This is a genomic window from Leptolyngbya sp. FACHB-321 (assembly GCF_014695975.1).
Lineage (GTDB): Bacteria > Cyanobacteriota > Cyanobacteriia > Leptolyngbyales > Leptolyngbyaceae > Stenomitos.
Map to the genome: position 1 here is coordinate 175777 of NZ_JACJPI010000058.1, position 18620 is coordinate 194396.

The window sequence follows — 18620 nt, forward strand, 5'->3', positions numbered from 1 at the left end:
AGCCTCCTAGAGCAAGCCAATTTGCTATAGCCGTTGTTAATTAATTAAGTGGCTCAGTTTGAGGTGGACCAGAAGTCGTCGATGGCGGTGCTGGCTCGGCTGGGGGCAACTCTGGTGCAGCCTCTTGAGGTGGTGCAGGCTCAGGGGCTGCTTCTGGTGCAGGCTCGGGTGCAGCCTCGGGTGCAGGGGCACTATCTGCGGAGCCGCCTGATGACTCGGCAGCAGGTTCCGACCATTGCTCCTCTTCGCGATAACCGTCTGAATAACCACTTTCCGGTTGCGGTGCTTCGCCATCATACATACTTGCGGGACGCACAGGTTTTGCTTTAAGGCTTCCTTTACGGTTGTCAAGCTTGGGCAGCTCAGGAAACTTCTCAGGCGGCATCCCTTTGACAACTGTGGTCATGAAGTTGTGCCAAACTTCAGCAGCGGTGCTGCTATAGCTCCAGGTGGGGCTGTTATCGTCATTGCCCAACCATACGCCAGTAGCCATCTGTGGCACAAAGCCAATAAACCAGAGATCGCGTGCTTCTTCAGATGTCCCTGTTTTGCCAGCAACAGGTCTGCCGATCTGCGCTGCCCGCCCAGTGCCGCTGTTAACGACGTTCTGCATCATCCAGGTCACGATCGCAACGGTCGTTTCATCAACCGCTCGTTTCGCTTTCACCTCAGTCGTGTAAATGACATTGCCCTTGCGATCAAGGATGCGACGAATGCCGTGCGATTCTCTATGAATGCCTTTTGCTGCTAGAGTCGCGTAGGCATTTGTGATCTCCAGCAAGTTAACTTCAGATGCGCCCAATGCCAGAGAATAGGTAGGCAGTAGCTTCGATCGAATGCCCAGGTTGTTCCCTAGCTTGATCACTGGATCAAAGCCAACCTCAATGAGTAGGCGGACTGAAACCAGATTGATCGAGTTGGTAAGAGCATCGCGTAGTGTCATCCAACCGTTATATTTTCTGCCGTAGTTCTGAGGCTTGTAACCATCTACCGTTAAAGGCGCATCTAAATAAGAGGCATAGGGAGAAATGCCTGTTGCGATCGCGGTTGTGTAAAGAATCGGCTTAAAGGACGAGCCGGGCTGCCGCTGCGCCTGAGTCGCACGGTTAAACTGACTGTTGATAAAGTCAGTTCCGCCAACCATTGCCCGGATCTCGCCGTTGCGGGGATCAACCGCGACCAGTGCCGCCTGCTTAAAGCCTTCTGCCGGACCAATGTTTTTCACGGCATCTTGAACCGCTTTTTCAGCCGCCTTCTGCCATTTGGGATTAAGACTGGTCTCAACGGTCAACCCACCCGCTTCTAGCTGCTCTTTCGAGAGCAATTTGGGCAACTGTTGCTGGATGTAGGAGGTAAAGTACGGGGTATCGCTGTAGAGTTTTTTGGGCGCACTAGGTTTAAGGGTGAGTGGTTGCACACGGGCTTGCTCGACCTCAGCGGCAGTGATGTAGCCTGCTTCCAGCATCCGCTCAAGCACAATGTCGCGCCGCTGGCGGGCAGTTTGCAGATTTACCAGTGGGGAGTAGTCACTGGGGGCAGGGGGCAAGCCAGCGATCGTCGCAATTTCTGGCAACGTCAATTGATCAACTGTCTTGCTGAAGTAAACCCAGGCGGCATCTGCTACGCCATAAGCGCCTGATCCCAAATAGACCAGATTAAGGTACTTCTCTAGCACCTGGTCTTTGCTCAAGGTGCGCTCAATCTTTTGTGCTAAAAACGCTTCCTGAACCTTACGCCCGAAGTTGAGATCTTGATTCAGATAAATAATACGTGCCACTTGCTGAGTAATGGTGCTGCCACCTTCAACCAGGTCACGGGCAAGCAAGTTTGATCCCACTGCTCGCACGATCGACTGATAATCAACGCCATTGTGCTGATAAAAGCGGCGGTCTTCAGCCGCAACAAAGGCTTTAACAACATGATCGGGCATTTGCTTGATCGTGAGCTTTTGCCGTGTTGCAGGTCCAAGCTGCTGCAACACACCGCCATCAGCTGCTTTAATCGTCAGCGTCCCATTTTGAGCAAAGCTAGCAATGTCTGAAACATCGGGCAGACCCTTATCAATTGCCCAAACGCCAACAGCTAGGGCACCGCCACTACCTAACGCCAGCGCTACCCAGAAAAGGGGCTGACGGTGCAGCTTACCCAGTCGCAAACGCTTGATGCGTCGAGCGATGGAAGCAGGACGATCGACCTCCTGTACTGCCTCTGACGGCGGTTTTGGCGATCGATTAGCAGCATTGTCAGAGCGTTGAAGTGCTCTCGCACCGTTTGAGCGGGTCGATAAGTTTTTGAGCTTTGAAAGAAAGTTTTCCACACTACAGCCTCATCACCACCAAGCGATCGCCGTTTTCATTGTACGGGTTGGGATTAAACTCCACCCTGTGGTATTAGCAAACCCTGACAGCTTCAACCCGTAGCCAGATCCCCACTCATAAAAGAAGAGGGGTTTGATATATCTTGACAGAATCCTAGCAGAGGTCAAGTCGGGGATCGTTGGTTGGATTAACGCCCTCAACGCAGTTAGTACTGATTATGATCATTCACACTCCAGCGTGACCAAGCGCCAAAGCGGCAACCAGCATACCTAATACAAGGAATGGTTGAGCGCTTGCCTGGTATTTCACGTCGTTCTTCAGAGGGTCGCGTAAAAAGTACATATCCTGAAAAGTAATTTGCGGAATCACCAGCAACAGCAGGATTGCCGCATACAAATTTTCATGAATGCTTACCAGGTAAGCCGCAATGCCAGCTTGAAAAAGGTCGATCATACAAACACAAATCCAGGCAGCAGTCGTGATGCCAAACATGACAGGCAGCGATTTCAAGCCAAACTGTCGATCGCCCTCCACGCTCTTAAAATCGTTGACAACAGCAATACCCAGACCAGCCAGGCTGTAGAACAGCGTTAGCACAACGATCGTCGCGTTCAAATCGCCAAATAGCGCATGACCCGCCCACCACGGCAACGCAATGTAGCTTGCACCAAGCGCATAACTACCCAGCCAACCATTTTGTTTGAGCTTTAGAGGGGGCGCAGAATAAATATAGGCAACGAAAGCGCCACCCAGAGCCAATACCGTCAGCGTTGGAAACGTATGACCTGCCCACTGATCGAGGGCGTAAGGGATTGCAATGCCAGCGGCAAGCAGCACCAGGATCTGCGTCACAACCTGCGACGGCGCGATCGCGCCAGAGGGAATCGGGCGGTACGGTTCGTTCACTGCATCAATTTCGCGATCGTAGTATTCATTAACCGTCTGCGTGTAGCCTGTCAACAGCGGACCCGCAAAAAACATACAGGCAGCTGAAATCAACACATTCTCTAGCGTCCAGCGAAAATTGCCCGACGATGCTGCCCCGCAGATAACACCCCACATCAGCGGAATCCAGGTGATAGGCTTCATTAATTGCAGCCGAATTTTCCAGATCGAGGTGTCGCCTGTCTGCGCCCCCTTCATGCCAAGCAGTTGACGTGTTCTAGCGCTGCGATCATCCGCAGGTGAAACAGACGCAACTGCCGCCTCTGGAGCAAGATCGGCAGCAACAGGTTCGTCTGACAGTGGAGCAGGATTCGATTCAGTCATACAGTGTCAATGTCCGCATCAGAACTTAAGTGGGCTTGAAGATGTATCGCTTGATTAGAGGCAGATTGCTAGCGTCTTCGTATGCAGCCAATGGCTTTAGTGCCAAACCTAAAGGTACTTTGTTTGCTAAAGCTCTTCCTTAAAATTCAGGAGCTAGAAGCCAGGGGCTACAAGGAAATGAAGCAATCAGAAAGAAATAATGAGGAAACTGTCTTGAAATTTTGCCCCCGTTACAGGTCTGCCGCTTAATTCGGGTGGTAATAGGATGTTGCGCCGCTGATCGCCCGCCTCGATCGTGATTTCTGGCCCAGACTGTGTGAGCTTGACTTGCTTTTTATCAAAACCAGGCAAAAAGAGGCTGACTTTACGTTCTGCAACATTAATAGCTATCGGTCGGGGAGCCTGTGACGCTTGCTCCAGGTCAGGTAATGCATCAATCAGCGGTTGCCAATCATCGACTGCTTGCGTCGGAATGGGCGTGACTGCGAGGGGTGCAAACGTCTGAGCTACAGCAGCACTGTCGTGGGCTCGGTTGAGAATGACTCCACCAACGGTCAGCCCTACCTGCTGTGCTGCACCCCAGAGATAGGTTGCAGTGGCGATGGCGGCTGGCTCTTCCGTTGTCACCAAATACGCTGCCACTCTGTTGGGATCAGCTAATGCCTGTCTACCTTGCTCCAGAATATTGGTTGCTTGCTTGGCGGCTGGCTGATTGAAAAGATCGTCTGTCCAGCTTACGTTCAACACAGCACTGGCAAGCGGCTGCAAAAAGGGCGTTACCGTCTTACCCAAATCTGAATCAGCAAAAACCTTACGAAAGCGACGGGTATACCAGCTTAGAATCTCAGGCATGCCGAACAGCCGGAGTGTTGCCTGGTCACCCGCACCGTCATACACAATCACATCGTACTGACCACTCGCATCGTACTCCCGGAGAGCATTCAAGACGAGCGCATTGTCCATGCCAGGTAAAACCCCTAGCTCTTGCCCAAAGACTTCTTTAAAGAATGGCGTACGAAGGTACTGCGCTTCCAGTTTTTTTACTTCTTCCCAACTGCGTTCGAGCAGGGCAGAAGCTTGAAACTGCACCACAAAAAAATTGGGCGCTAGTGCCTGCGGCTCAACACCAGGGACCTCACCTAAAAGAATGCCTACAGCAGCTTCTGGTTCCTGGAATGCCAGCAGTACCCGTTTCCCCTGGGCTGCGAAACGTTTAGCCGCCGCGATCGCGATCGTCGTCCGACCCACGCCACCCTTACCCAAAAAAGTCAAAATTCGCGCCATGTGTCTAACCCCAAGCCCAATGCCTAACGTGTGCCAGCCAAAAATCGCCAGCATTTCCCCTTATGGTAACGATTGCTCAGAATCCGCACACATCTGTCTGCAATGTGGCACATCTGTAAACATGAGCGATTGCACTGCGATGGCGCGATCGTCTGTTTAAGCCCAAAAAACGAGCCGAAACTTGATCAATTGTCCCCCGTTGCAGGTCTCACCTCATCCTCAAAAAACCACGTTGCTGAATTGTCCGTAAACTTCACCAAAAATCCAACGCCGCTTCCATCCGTCATCTTGTAATCCTGAACCACGCCGATCTGCCCCAGTCGCTTAGCAATTAATGGAGACACGCGATCCCGCAACCGATACACACACACTTTTTGACCGACTTCCATCGTCACTCCAAGACTATTAAAACCAAGGATTAGTGTATCAGCGTCAGGGAGAAATTGGGGCTTGGAGAAGAAAAGGGAGCAGGGGAGATGGGGGGAGAAAAAGGGAGCAGGGGTAGCCAGAACGTGCGGTACGAATAGTAAGAGGACGCTTAGCATTTTGAAACTTAAACTACTTCCCTTGCTTCCCTTGCCTCCCTTGCTTTTTCTGCTTCCCCTGCCTCTCTGCTTTTCCCACTCTTTTCTCCCGCATCCCTAAACGCATTAGAATTCATAGAGTTCAACCGTTTATAAAACACCATGCTGGCAAAACGAATTCTGCCCTGTTTGGATGTCAAAGCAGGGCGCGTGGTGAAAGGAGTCAATTTCGTCGATTTGCGGGACGCTGGTGATCCCGTTGAGTTAGCGCAAGTCTACAACCAGGCTGGAGCCGATGAGCTAGTGTTTTTGGATATCACGGCAACGCATGAAGACCGGGGCATCATTTTTGATGTGGTGTATCGCACCGCAGAGCAGGTTTTTATTCCGCTGACAGTAGGCGGTGGCATCCAAAACTTAGAAACTATTAAACAATTGTTAAGAGCTGGGGCGGATAAGGTAAGCATTAATTCAGCAGCCGTACGTGATCCTAATCTGATTGATCGTGCGAGCGATCGCTTTGGCAACCAATGTATTGTGGTCGCGATCGATGCTCGTCGTCGTGTGGATGTAGATAACCCTGGCTGGGATGTGTATGTTCGGGGTGGGCGAGAGAATACGGGTTTAGATGCGGTCGCTTGGGCAAAGAACGTTGAGCAACGCGGTGCTGGCGAACTGCTGGTAACAAGCATGGATGCAGATGGTACCCAAGCAGGGTATGACATGGAGCTAACACGCACGATCGCCGAACAGGTAGAAATTCCCGTGATCGCATCCGGTGGTGCAGGCAATTGTGAACATATCCACTCCATCCTCACAGAGGGCAAGGCAGAGGCGGCATTGCTTGCTTCTTTGCTCCATTACGGGCACCTAACGGTAGCTCAGATTAAGTCTCATCTTGCAGCTCAACAGGTGCCTGTCCGCCTCGTCTAAGTGTTCTTTCTACCCGATCACTCTTCGAGCACTTCCTAAAGGGTTAGCTTCAGCAGCACTGCTGAAGCCGATGTCGCTTGACTATATCTGACTCAATCTTAGGAGCTGATTTTAGCGATTAGAGTTGGTCGGTCTATTTTTCTTTGCAATGGTGACGGAATCTGAGTATCTGTTACAATACTTCAAGTATGCTGATATTTATTCTCGTTTTCGTTATCGCTCTGGTTGCTTGCTCGTTGCATCTAATGCAGCAGGCAGTCGATCGCGATGAGTTTTCGCTGATGCTGGCTGGTACATTGGTTGCGGCATCAGCGGCGGCAATGCTTGTAGTCTATTTTTTAATGGGCAACTACATTGGATATATTACTGCTACAGCACCAATCGCTAACTCTCGTAATGCTTCTACAGATTCTGCGGCATGGGTTTTAGAGGCAGATGGTAGCGAACTCCCTACCAGCTTTTTTCTGTCCGGTGCACTGACACCGCTTACGTTCCCAGCCAGCGAGCCGAAATCGTTGTAACTTTCGGTTGTAGCTCTTGGCTTTGGTGATTTCTCGCCTTTAAAACACTTTCTTAGTAGCGCTTATTCCGCAGCGATTGTAAGCATCGCTTTCTTTGTCGTGAGGAGAAGCGAGCGCGGCTTTGACTATTTAGGGTAGGCATTGTCGCGTTATTTTTGCGATTGAGTTAGAAACGTCGCAAAAGTGGCAAGACTAGGTTTCATACAGGCAGTAGGACAGTGTTGAATCAGGTAATTTAACTTGGTGCTGTGCTGCGTTTCATCAAGACGCAGCGTTTATGATAAAGACGTTTTTACTCAATTGCCTGACTGCTTTACTGCCCTGTATCTGTGGCTATGCAGAGCTTTGAATACCTTCCTCTCTCAGTCTTGCCAAAGGAGCTAGCTGGAACTATGGACTACGCCATTCCCGATCTCGATACCCTTAGCCGCCAGTTAACAAGCTTGGATCGGACTAAAAAAGCAAAAATGCTGGTAGTTGACGATGAACCGGACAATCTTGACTTGCTTTACCGGACTTTTCGACGCGACTTTCAAGTGCTGAAGGCAGAAAGCGGCGTGCGTGCCCTTGAACTGCTGGCATCAGAAGGTGAGGTTGCGGTCATCATTTCTGACCAGCGGATGCCAGAGATGAAGGGCACTGAGTTTCTGAGCCGTACGGTGCCTCAGTTTCCAGATACCATGCGGATCATTCTCACAGGCTTTACAGATGTCGAAGATCTGGTTGAGGCAATTAACTCTGGGCAAGTTTATAAGTACATTACTAAGCCGTGGGACCCGAATGAACTGAAAGCAGTAGTGCAACGCGCTGCCGAAACCTACGAACTGTTGAAACAGCGTACCGAAGAACTCCGACGATCGCAGGCACAAACGGCTCTCCTGACAACGATTGTGCGAGCTGCCCAAGATGCCACTCATTTAGAAGCCTCTTTAGAGCCGATCGCGACAGCCTTTGGCAAAAGCTTCCAGGCAGACGGCAGCATTTTGCAATTGGTAGAAGGCAATAGCTTGGTTGCCAGTCAGGGCAAGTTCAGCCTGAATGGTGCTTTAGACAATTGGCTAGAGAAAGATCCCTTAGTAGCCGCGGCGATCGAATCTCAAAAAATGCAGGTTGCTGTTAACATTCCGGGGGATGCAACGCTTGCAGCACTGGATCACTACACGGCTTCTGGCGTGCAAGCGCATTTGCTGGTTCCTGTTAGCTACCGTGAGGAAGTGCTTGCAGTACTCTCGTTGCAGTGGCACCAACCCTGCACCTTACGGGAAGATGAACTCGTCTTGCTGCACCTTTCTGCCCAGCAGGTTGCTTTAGCATTAACCTGTGTTCGGTATTACCGTCCCGTTACCTGAGCCAAAGACTAGAGACGGTAGACTGTAAGCGTTGAACTAGACGAAAGGTTCAGCACTTAGCGTCTACTGTTTAAAGGTCCAGTACTGAGAATTCAGCTAGCATGACTGCCGATCGCGTTCGCACACTTTTTAACCGCATTGCCCCTGTTTATGATCAGCTAAATACCTCACTTAGTCTGGGGCAGCACCGCGTTTGGAAGCAGATGGCAGTGAAGTGGAGCGGAGCCGCAACGGGCGATCGTTGTCTGGATGTCTGCTGTGGCAGTGGTGATTTGGCGCTTCTATTAGCTGAGTGCGTGGGCTTGCAAGGACACGTAATTGGCATTGATTTTGCAGCGGCACAGTTGGCGATCGCGCAGCAACGCGCTCAGGCTCGTTACCCCCAGCCATCAGTTACCTGGCAAGAAGGAGACGCCCTGGCTTTACCATTTCCAGCTAATCACTTTGACGCTGCCACAATGGGCTACGGGTTGCGAAACGTTACTGATATTCCACGTAGCCTCCGCGAACTCCAGCGCGTCCTAAAACCTGGCGCGAAGGCTGCCATTCTCGATTTCCATCGTCCGTCAAACGCGATGATACGCACCCTTCAGCAATGGTATCTAGAGGCGATCGTCGTACCTGCCGCACAGCAGTTTGATTTGACTGACGAATATGCCTATATCGCTCCCAGCCTCGATCGCTTCCCTACTGGCAGTGAGCAGGTAATGTTGGCGCGTCAGGCTGACTTCGCTACTGCCACACACTATCCCATTGCTGGCGGTACGATGGGAGTGTTGGTGGTGATGAAAGGTTAAAGCTAAAGGCTAAAAGCTAAAGGCTAAAAGCTAAAGACTAAAGTATTTATCCTTCATCCTTTATCCTTTATCCGTCTCTTCCTTGAATCTCTCCACGCTCTGGCTGTTTGTTGCTCCACCTGTAGTTGGCGGCATTATTGGTTATTTCACCAATGATATTGCCATTAAAATGCTGTTTCGTCCCTACACGCCGCGCTACATTGGCGGACGACAGGTGCCGTTTACACCGGGGCTGATTCCCCGTAATCAAGAGCGGCTGGCAAAGCGCATTTCAGACACCATTATGGGGTCGTTGCTTACGCCGGACGAACTGCAAAAACTGGCGAAACGGTTGTTACAAACAGAGCGGGTACAAGGGGCAATCTCGTGGTTGCTCAAGCTAGCGCTAGAGCAGATCCAAACGGATAAGGAACAAAAAACAGCGAAATTGCTGGCAAGCATTTTGCAGGATCTATTAGGTCAGTCGTTGCCACGGTTGCTGAAGGTGCTAGCCCGTCGCGAAGATTTTCTAGAGACACAGTTGAATCAAGTTTTTGATCAAGTGTTGCTGGAGTTTCAGCTTAATGATGAGCAGTCTGTAAAATTGGCGGATTGGCTGCTGCAAGTAGTTGTACCGCCAGATTCGATCCGGTTGGCGCTGATCGATTTTTTGACCGATCGCAATATCCAGGTCATTGACGAAGGCTTTCGTGAGCGCACCAGTGGTACTTACTGGGTAGTTGCCAACCTGTTTGGTGTCCGCAACTCTCTAACACGGCTCCGTACCTTCTGTCTGGATGAGAAAGAAGCCAGCAATATCCGCATTGCAGACTTGGTTTCGACACTGAACCTACGGCGACGGCTACAGGAATGGCTGCAAAATCTATCGTTGCAAAACCTGCCTATTTCAACCGTGCGGCAACTGCGAAAAACCATGCGTGACAGTGTGCGCGTTTACATTCAGGACAAAGGTTCTGATGTGCTGGAAGAATTGGGCAAGTCTGTTGATTGGGAGAACGTAGCCACGATCATTCTCAATCGCTTACGCACGTCTGAAGTAGTAAATGCGTCGCTGGAAGTAGTTAGCCTGGATTTGGCGCTGATCCTGGAACGCTATTTGGAGCGCGATTTGGAGTCATTGGTGATGCAAGCGATTCCCATTCTCAATATTGATCAGGTGATTATTGAGCGCGTTCAGGCGACATCGCCCCAAGACCTTGAAAATGCGATCAATGGTATTGTGCGAAGTGAACTACAGGCGATCGTTAATCTAGGTGGAATTCTGGGGTTTGTAATTGGGTTGCTCCAGAGTGGTGTGCTGCTGCTGCGCTAACCAGACGTCAGATTTTTTAAGAAGTTCGGCTTCTAGGCATTTACCAGGGCAAGCGACTGCCATCCCAGGAGAAAAACTCGCCACTATCGCTTTCTTGAAGTTGATCAAGTACGGTAAGCAATTGCTTGACGGTGCGATCGACGGTAAAGAGTTTTTCTGGCGGCACATGGCGCTGAAAGGGTTTCGATAGCTGTGTGTCGGTAGTGCCAGGATGCAAGGTGACGACGATCGCTCGTGGGCAGGTGCGCTTGTATTCGATCGCGGTTGATCGCATGAACATATTTAACGCGGCTTTGGATGCTCGATAGCCGTACCATCCACCCACGTGATTATCACCAATACTGCCAATTTTTGCGGAAATAGTTGCTAGAACGGCGCGCTCGCTATGCTTGAGCAACGGCTGTACGTGTTTTGCTAGCAGCACAGCACCAATGCTATTGACCTGAAAATAATGGAGCAGCTGATCAGTGTTGAGATGCCGCAAGCTTTTTTCGGGCTGCATTACGCCTTCATGTAACACACCGACGCAGTTGATGACATAGTGCAGGGCTGGGCTTTCTGCTTGAATCGCTTGCCTTACCGCAACAATTTGCGCTTCGTCTGTAATATCCATCGGCAAACAACGGAGACGCGGATCGGCGATCGCCAATAGATCCGCTTGCGGGTTGCGGTAGGTGGCATAGAGACGATCGACCCGGTTTGCCTGCAAGAACTGTCGCGCAAACTCTAACCCAATACCCTGACCTGCTCCAACAATCAGTGCTGCTTTGGGTGGACGATCGCTACTCAGATCCCCGACTTCTTCAAGAAGTTGGGGATCTGGCGATGTCAGGGAGTTGAAGCTAACAGCTGTCACGACACGTACTGTACCAACTGTTGAGCTGGGTAGCGTACTTTCGCCTGCGATGCACTTTTATCATCCTCTGCTCGATAGCCTGCCGGACAAAGCACGACAGAGGCATAGCCTTGCTCTGTCAACCCTAAAATCTCATCGTATTTTGGTGGGTTGAAGCCTTCCATGGGGCAAGTATCAATGCCTAACAGAGCGGCGCTTGTCATAAATTGCCCTAACGCGATGTAAACCTGTCGCTTCGACCACTCATCAATATCAAGAGGATAGGGAGGCTTAGCCATAAAGCCGTTGATTACCTTAGCGAATCCCTGCAAGTTTTCGATCGGCACCTGACGCACGTCCGCCATATTTTGCATAAAGCGATCAACGTCGTCTGTATTCAAACCCTTTTTGAACGCTAGTACTACTAGATGGGATGCCTCAACGACCTGGGTTTGTCCCCAGCTATGCTCAAGTAACTGCTGACGAGTTTCGGGGTTGGTGACGACAAAAAACTTCCAGGGCTGTAACCCAAATGAAGATGGAGCCAGAACTAGGCTCTCTATCAGGGCTTGCCAAACATCAGGCGTAATCGTCTTTGTCGAATCAAACTTTTTGGTAGCGTAGCGCCAATGTAGCTGTTGCAGTAATTGTTCGGTTGAAACGACAGCAGTACTCATATGTATCGCTCTGTAAAGGCACCCCGATTATAGCGAACACAATCGTCTGAGCGTTGAATAATCTAACTTAACGCCTCGAACTGTTGCCAGCAGAGGTAAAGCGCCCGTGGAACATGGAAGCAGCCTTTCCATTTGCCACCTTTAAGGTTTAAGAGAACTTCGCCACGACGATCGAGGTAGCCAAACCACTCTCCGTATTGAGGATCAGCAAAGTGTGACCAGGTGTAGGTATGCAGTTTTTGATACCACTCCCAGCACGCCTCTCGTCCCGTCAGGCGATAGCTCATTGCCAGTGCTACCAGCGCTTCTAAATGCACCCACCAAAGCTTTTGATCCCATTCCAATTGCTGCGTCGGATGACCCTCTGCATCCATAAAGTAGTACAAGCCGTTGTATTCTTTATCCCAGGCGAAGTTGAGGCTATTAAGCACAACATCTACTGCCTGGTTAATGGTGTTGGTATCGTTACGACGCTTCGCAATATCCATCACAAACCACATTGCTTCAATGCCGTGACCCGGGTTGATGAGCCGTCCCTCAAACGAATCAACATGAGTACCGTCAGGCGCAACGTTTTCGTACATGAGTCCTCGATCGCCATCCAAAAAATCGGTCATGACTTCTTGAACCGTAGCAGCCAGAACTTCCTCTAACTGGTCGCTCGGCAACAACCAAGCCATTTCCAGAGATAAGTTGGCAAGAATCATTGGCACTGCCAGAGATTTCAACGGACGGGTGCCAGGAAACGTTTTGTTGTAGCTTCCTTTGGGGTTGTCCTTGCGCCGGAGCACGTTGTTATACGCCTGCAACGCGACTTCTTTTGCCCAGTCTTCATTGGATGCCAGCGCATACTTACTAAATGCCATTGCCGCAAAGCAGTCAGAAAAGATGTTGTAAGGTTGCACCAGTGGATTGCCCGCACGATCGAGCGCAAAGTACCAGTTACCATCCGCATCGCGCCCATGTTTGGCAAGAAAATTCGCACCATTTGCCGCAACTTTTAACCAGTGGTCACGCTGCTCAGACTGGTTTTCAAGCTGGTTGTAGAGCATGGAGAACAGCCACACCTGACGGTTTTGCAACCAGATGAATTTGTCAGTGTCATAGACTTTGCCAGCGCGATCGAGACAGGTAAAGTAACCACCTTTCTCCCAGTCGATCGAATGCTGCTCCCAAAACGGAATCACATCATCCAGCAGCGCCTTTTTATACTGGTTAGCCAGCCCCTTAAAATCTTTCTCCATGCCTCTACCTCTATTCCCGACTCCCTATTCCCGACTCCCCAAGAAATTCTCGCATCAATTGATTGACTAACTGCGGTTGTTCTTGCTGTACCCAATGGCTGCAATTGGGGATGTAGCGGATGCGGAAATCCTGCACGTATTTTTCGGTGCCGTAGGTCAGTTCTTTCCCCAAAGCCGCATCCGCTTCGCCCCAGATAAGTAGCGTGGGAACGGTAAGAATGCCCCAATCGCTGGTTGTTAAGCCTTGTTCGAACATATTGCGGTAATAGTTGAGTGTCGCCGTTAAGGTATCCCGTTTTGCGAACGCATTCTTATACGCCTCAATATCGTCATCGCTAAAGGTCGTTTTATCAACAGCCATGCCTTTAAAGGCGGCTTCCAACACTTGAAAATCGTTTAACTGAATCAGTAATTCGGGCAAGATAGGAAGCTGGAAGAAAAAGATGTAAGCGCTACGGAGCAATTGCTGGGGCGTGCGTAATCCTTCAGCAAACTTGGCGGGATGGGGTAGATTCAGCACAATCAGGCGATCGATCAACTCTGGATACGCATAGGCAAACGACCAGGCGATCGCGCCACCCCAATCATGACCGACTAAGACGCAGCGAGCGTAGCCCAAACCTTCAATCACACCTTTGATATCCTTGATAAATTCCGCCATCACATAAGCAGACTGTGCTTCTGGCTTGTCGCTATCGTTGTAGCCACGCAAGTCTAACGCCACGACTTTGTGATCTCTGGCAAACTCTGGAATTTGATGTCGCCAGGAGTACCAGAACTCTGGAAAGCCGTGCAGCATCAGCATGAGCGGACCTTCGCCTTGAGTCACATAATGCAGCTTGATGCCGTTGGTGTGAATCGTGTCGTGGTGCCAGGATGCTTCAGACATAATCAATCGGGGGCTAACGGCTTGTGTTCAAGCGCAGTCTAACAACCGATCGCCCTTCGCAGACAGGAACTCAAGTAAGAAATCCCTTTTATTTGTCACTCTTTTTAGTTGGCAAGCTGCTGTAGCTTGCTGAGAGCACTTTTGTAAACCGCAGTTGTCGGATCGAGGACGATCGCCTGCTGATACGCTGCCTGTGCTGTTTTTAGCTCTCCCTGCCGTTCTAGAATCACACCTAGACTGTAGTGGAAAGCGGCATTTTTAGGGTTGAGCTGTAAGGCTTTGCGATAGGCGACGATCGCTGACTCTAGTTTGCCCTGCATCGCAAAAATGCTGCCCAGGTCGCTGTATGCAGCTATGTAGCGAGGATCAAGCCGGATAACGTATTGATGGACTGCGATCGCCTCTTGTAATTTGCCTTGCTTTCTCAGCGCTACACCCAGATGGTTGTAAGCCAATATGTGCTTGGGATTGGTCTGAATGGCTTGCCGATACGCAGCGATCGCCTGACTAAACTGCTGCTGTTTGCTATAGAGATCACCAATATTGGTGTGTATAAACGCATAGGTTGGGTTAAAGGCAACTGCTTTTTGGTAAGCCGCGATCGCATCATTCGGTTTCCCCTGTTGCTCCAGCGCGAACCCGATGTTGTTGTAGGCAAAAGCGTAGCGAGCATCGTGCTGAATGGCAGCCTTGTACGCCACGATCGCGCCATCTAGCGTCCCCTGTTTCTCTAGCGCCGACCCCAGGTTGTAGTAGGTGAACGCATCCTTAGGGTAAAAGCGCAGAGCAGTTTCATAGATTGCGATCGCCTCGCCCAATTTGCCCTGATCTTCCAGAGCAACGCCCCGCTCAACATAAGCATTGTAAGCAGTGGGGCTTGCCAACAACAGTAGCGTGGCTGCTAAAGTGCTACCCCCCACCAGCCAGTAGCGTCTGGTCCGGTGTGGGTTGGGCTGGTGCAATGCAGGAGCCGATCTGAAAAGAGTACGCTTTTGCGAAAGAATGCGCTGCACTGCCTGATAAAACGTCATGCGATCGAGCTATTATGTTGCCCTGATTCTAACTGACACCCCGTGGCTCCACGTCCTAAGAAGTACGGAGAGACATTGAGAGAATTAAGGTTGTTGCTTGCTTTGCATTAAGCGCACGATCGTCGCCACGAGGGTGTCTGATTCTACTGGCTTGGACAGATGCTCTTGAAACCCTGCTGCCATTGCTTGCTGATAATTCACGTCTCCAGCATAGGCAGTGAGGGCAATCGCCAGCACTTGACCGCCTTGCTCTGGCGGTAGGGTTCTTATTTGACGTAGCAACATATAGCCATCGGTAAGCGGCATACCAACATCACTAACCAAAACATTAGGTTGAAACTGGCTTAACGCAGTCAGTGCTTCATTTGCTGACGTGACCGCCTTAACAGTGGCACCATATTGCTCAAGTAGAAAGGTGATAAATGTACGTGCATCGGCATCATCATCAACGACCAAGATCCGCACGTGCTGAAGGGGTCGATCGTGAAAGGTGATGCAGGAAGCAGCATTAGTTTCTGCTGGAGTGCTGCTGCCATTCTCTAGCGATGGTAGCCTAACCCTAAAGGTTGCCCCCAAGCCTTCACCAGGGCTGTCAACCTCGACTGTGCCGCCATGTAGTTCAACAAAGCGGCGGACGATCGCTAGCCCTAGCCCTAAACCACCAAACTTTCTGGTTGTGGCTGCTTCTGCTTGACGAAAATAGTCAAAAACATGGGGGAGAAAGTCTGGCGGGATACCCTTGCCCGTATCCGCGATCGTGATCTGAGCCTGACTCTCTAGTTGCTCTAGTCGAATTGCCACTCGTCCGTGAGACGGTGTGAACTTAACAGCATTGGACAACAGATTCCAAACGATTTGCTGAAGCCGATTGGGATCGCCAGCAACAGGTTTTACGTCCGGTGCCAGCGCTATCTGCACCTGAATTGCTTTGGCTTCCGCTGCCAGACGCACCGTTTCGATCGCGGCTTGAATGACGGTTGCTAGAGCCACTGGGACAGCATCTAAGCTAATTTTGCCCTGCATAATCCGCGAAATGTCTAACAAGTCTTCAACTAGTTCGGCTTGTAAGCGAGCGTTGCGTTCGATGACTTGCAACGCTTCTGTCGTTTGAACCTCGTTTAATTTGCGTGTTTGAAGTAGCCGCGACCAGCCCAGAATGGGGTTGAGGGGCGATCGCAGTTCATGCGAAAGGACTGCCAGAAATTCGTCTTTGATGCGATTTGCTTGTTCGGCAACTTCGCGGGCAACTTGTTCTTGTTTCAGACTGCGATTACGCTGCTGCTCCAGCCGTTTTTGGTCGTCAATATCAGTTGCAGTGCCAAACCATTTCACTACCTGTCCCTGCTCATCCTTCAGCGGGATCGCCTGGTGCAAATGCCAACGGTAAAAGCCATCAAGATGGCGTATGCGCCCTTCAGCACGGTAGTAACTGCCACTTTGTTGAGCTGTAACCCAGCGATCGCTGAGAGTTGGTATATCGTCGGGATGAATAACCGCTTGCCAACCCTCCAACTGAACCTCGGTAAGCGTTAACCCTGTAAAATCTACCCACCGTTGATTAACGTCGAGCAGCATACCCTTAGGTTCAGCTGTCCAAACCAATTGGGGAATGGATTCAACTAAAAACCGATAGTGCTCTTCGCTTTGACGTAGGGCGATTTCCGCCTGCTTTTGACGGCTAATATCCAGGTTAATGCCTGCCCAGTGAATGATTTCGCCACGTTCATTGCGAACTGATAAGCCTCGTGACAGGACAGGATGCCAATTGCCATCTACACCTCGAAAGCGATGTTCCCTATCCCAGGTGCCTTCTGTGCGAACACATTCTTTCCAGGCAGCGATCGTCGATTCTGCATCATCAGGATGCAGCGCCTTGCTCCAGCCAAACTCAGAACACTGTTCTTGCGTCAGCCCAATCAGTTGCAGAAACGATTCGCTGGCATAAAGATTACGCCCAGCCGGGTCGCAAACCCAGATGCCGTAGTCCAGCGTTTCGCCGATCGCCCGATACAGACTTTCACTCTCGCGCAGTTTCGTCTCTGCCTGCTGACGCTCAGTGATGTCACGAATGAGCCAACGAAGGCTAGTCACGCTGCCAGTAGAGTCATATACACAACCAACCGTTACCTCAGCCGGAAAGAGCTTCTTTTGTCGAGTTTGTAGCTGCATCGTCCAAGACTGCGGCTCTGGCTGTTCCACCTGCTGCCGTGTCGCTAAGTGATGAAGTCGATCGCGGTATACCATCAGGTCTGAGCTGGCGATGAAGTTGAGCAACGGCTGCCCCAATAAGCTTGCTAGCTCGATCGCCAACTGGGTTCTAATCGCCTGATTTGCCTCCTGAATTAGCCCCGCGACATCGGTGACTAGATAGCCGTCGGGTGCCAGGTTAAATAAATCTTGATAGCGTTGCTGTTCGGTTTGTAGCTGCTCATTCTGCCGTTGCAGTTCTTCTTCGGCGAGTCGCAGTTCTTCCAGCGTTGTTTCTAACTCTTCGTTGATGAGCGTTAACTCAGTATTCTGCTGTTCCAGATGGATCTGAGTCTCAAGTAGGCTAGTTTCAGCCTCTTTGAGGGCGCTGATATCCAGCACAAAGCTCATTACCGTTGCCTCATCTACCAGGGTAGAACCAGTGAGCACAGGCACATGCGTACCATCCTTGCGGAGATATGTTGTTTCAAGCGGTGTAGCGTAGGCGATCGCGGTTGGTGGTTGCAACGGCTCATGCAGATTCAATGCTTCAGAGGGAGCGATTGATCGCCATTGCATACGTCCAGCACGCAAGTCTTCTAGGGTATACCCAAGACTCTGCAAAAACGTACGATTTGCTTCTACCAGTGTGCCGTTTAAGTCACTCGTGATGATGCCAATCAGGTTCGATTCTGCCAAGCGGCTAAAGCGCTGTTCACTTTGACGAACTAACCTTAAGCTTGCTTCGGCTTTACGTTTAGCAGCCTGCAACTGTGAGCAGAGAAAAGTAATAAGAAAGGACACGAGCCAGAATGTTGCCACTTGCACCACCCGGCTGACACTAGGAAGCTCCAGTGAGTAGATCGGCTCGATGAAAAAGTAGACGCTGTAGAAAGTGGAGAGCGCGATCGCTAATAAGCCTGGTTTTATGCCGCCAGCCCAGGCGCTTACCGCCACTGCCCCAAAAAACAGCGTAAACACAAGTGGGTTTAGCAGTGGCCATAGTAGCTGTGTCAGTAAGAGCGCGATCGTTGCTGCTACAACTGCATTGCCATAGTAAAACAGTTGAGAGCGCTGCACCCGGAACAGTCTCTGCAAGAAGCCCACTCTCATGTCATGCGTCATAGTCCTGCTTTGATTCGGGTTCCGTGCGGCATTTGCAAGCTGTCTTCAGGAGAGCGCTTGATAAACAGAAATTTATCAGGACCATAATCAGCCAGGCAAACGAAAGAGCGATGCAGGCTGCTTTCCTACCTAAAGGTAGAGACAATTTTAGCGAAATAGGTAGATGTACACAATCAAAAACACCTTTGATCAGAAGGCATTAACGACTGTGCAGGAGGTTTATTGAATCTTCCTCAAACCAGAAAATGTTATTTTTCATACAGCCTAAATTCAGAGTGCGATCGCACTCGATCGGATACAGCACTGCCATGCCCGATCGAGTCTC

General features: G+C 50.6%; 14 protein-coding genes and 1 pseudogene. 5 read left to right on the forward strand and 10 right to left on the reverse strand.

Annotation, left to right across the window (positions count from 1 at the left end):
- Positions 1 to 40: 40 nt before the first annotated feature.
- The 4 genes from H6F76_RS11635 to H6F76_RS11650 all read right to left on the reverse strand — a co-directional run bounded on the left by H6F76_RS11635 (position 41) and on the right by H6F76_RS11650 (position 5260).
- The gene (locus tag H6F76_RS11635) at positions 41 to 2317 is read right to left on the reverse strand and encodes a PBP1A family penicillin-binding protein (RefSeq protein ID WP_190508353.1); all 2277 of its coding nucleotides are present in this window, start codon (positions 2315 to 2317) and stop codon (positions 41 to 43) included.
- 226 nt (positions 2318 to 2543) lie between these two features.
- Complete coding sequence (gene chlG / locus H6F76_RS11640; RefSeq protein ID WP_190508355.1) at positions 2544 to 3587, reverse strand: chlorophyll synthase ChlG; 1044 nt, start codon at positions 3585 to 3587, stop codon at positions 2544 to 2546.
- A gap of 186 nt (positions 3588 to 3773) precedes the next feature.
- Positions 3774 to 4871, reverse strand: a complete 1098-nt coding sequence (locus H6F76_RS11645; protein ID WP_190508952.1) for an ArsA family ATPase — start codon at positions 4869 to 4871, stop codon at positions 3774 to 3776.
- 185 nt (positions 4872 to 5056) lie between these two features.
- Positions 5057 to 5260: a DUF2862 domain-containing protein gene (locus H6F76_RS11650; RefSeq protein WP_190454826.1), complete on the reverse strand. Its 204-nt coding sequence runs from the start codon at positions 5258 to 5260 to the stop codon at positions 5057 to 5059.
- Positions 5261 to 5557: 297 nt separating this feature from the next.
- Between H6F76_RS11650 and hisF the strand changes: the two genes are divergently transcribed.
- From hisF to H6F76_RS11675, 5 genes and pseudogenes are all read left to right on the forward strand, one after another.
- A complete protein-coding gene (gene hisF, locus H6F76_RS11655) occupies positions 5558 to 6328 on the forward strand; it encodes an imidazole glycerol phosphate synthase subunit HisF (protein ID WP_190508357.1) in 771 nt (256 codons plus the stop codon).
- A 188-nt stretch (positions 6329 to 6516) separates the two neighbouring features.
- Positions 6517 to 6711 (forward strand): annotated as a pseudogene (locus H6F76_RS31465) (hypothetical protein); the annotation flags it as partial.
- A 530-nt stretch (positions 6712 to 7241) separates the two neighbouring features.
- Positions 7242 to 8198, forward strand: a complete 957-nt coding sequence (locus H6F76_RS11665) for a response regulator (protein ID WP_190508359.1) — start codon at positions 7242 to 7244, stop codon at positions 8196 to 8198.
- A gap of 101 nt (positions 8199 to 8299) precedes the next feature.
- Positions 8300 to 8995, forward strand: a complete 696-nt coding sequence (gene ubiE / locus H6F76_RS11670) for a bifunctional demethylmenaquinone methyltransferase/2-methoxy-6-polyprenyl-1,4-benzoquinol methylase UbiE (protein WP_190508361.1) — start codon at positions 8300 to 8302, stop codon at positions 8993 to 8995.
- 82 nt (positions 8996 to 9077) lie between these two features.
- A complete protein-coding gene (locus tag H6F76_RS11675) occupies positions 9078 to 10307 on the forward strand; it encodes a DUF445 family protein (protein WP_190454838.1) in 1230 nt (409 codons plus the stop codon).
- 40 nt (positions 10308 to 10347) lie between these two features.
- On the opposite strand, the gene H6F76_RS11680 is transcribed toward H6F76_RS11675, so the two are convergent.
- From H6F76_RS11680 to H6F76_RS11705, 6 genes are all read right to left on the reverse strand, one after another.
- The gene (locus tag H6F76_RS11680; RefSeq protein WP_190508954.1) at positions 10348 to 11097 is read right to left on the reverse strand and encodes an SDR family NAD(P)-dependent oxidoreductase; all 750 of its coding nucleotides are present in this window, start codon (positions 11095 to 11097) and stop codon (positions 10348 to 10350) included.
- 62 nt (positions 11098 to 11159) lie between these two features.
- Entirely contained in the window at positions 11160 to 11819 is a 660-nt protein-coding gene (locus H6F76_RS11685) for an NAD(P)H-dependent oxidoreductase (RefSeq protein ID WP_190508362.1), read from the reverse strand.
- A 62-nt stretch (positions 11820 to 11881) separates the two neighbouring features.
- On the reverse strand, positions 11882 to 13063 hold the full coding sequence (locus tag H6F76_RS11690) for an AGE family epimerase/isomerase (protein WP_190508364.1): 1182 nt from the start codon (positions 13061 to 13063) through the stop codon (positions 11882 to 11884).
- Between the two features lie 10 nt (positions 13064 to 13073).
- The gene (locus H6F76_RS11695) at positions 13074 to 13958 is read right to left on the reverse strand and encodes an alpha/beta fold hydrolase (RefSeq protein ID WP_190508366.1); all 885 of its coding nucleotides are present in this window, start codon (positions 13956 to 13958) and stop codon (positions 13074 to 13076) included.
- Between the two features lie 98 nt (positions 13959 to 14056).
- Positions 14057 to 14983, reverse strand: a complete 927-nt coding sequence (locus H6F76_RS11700) for a tetratricopeptide repeat protein (RefSeq protein ID WP_190508368.1) — start codon at positions 14981 to 14983, stop codon at positions 14057 to 14059.
- Between the two features lie 84 nt (positions 14984 to 15067).
- The gene (locus tag H6F76_RS11705) at positions 15068 to 18295 is read right to left on the reverse strand and encodes a PAS domain S-box protein (protein ID WP_190508370.1); all 3228 of its coding nucleotides are present in this window, start codon (positions 18293 to 18295) and stop codon (positions 15068 to 15070) included.
- Positions 18296 to 18620: the final 325 nt, after the last annotated feature.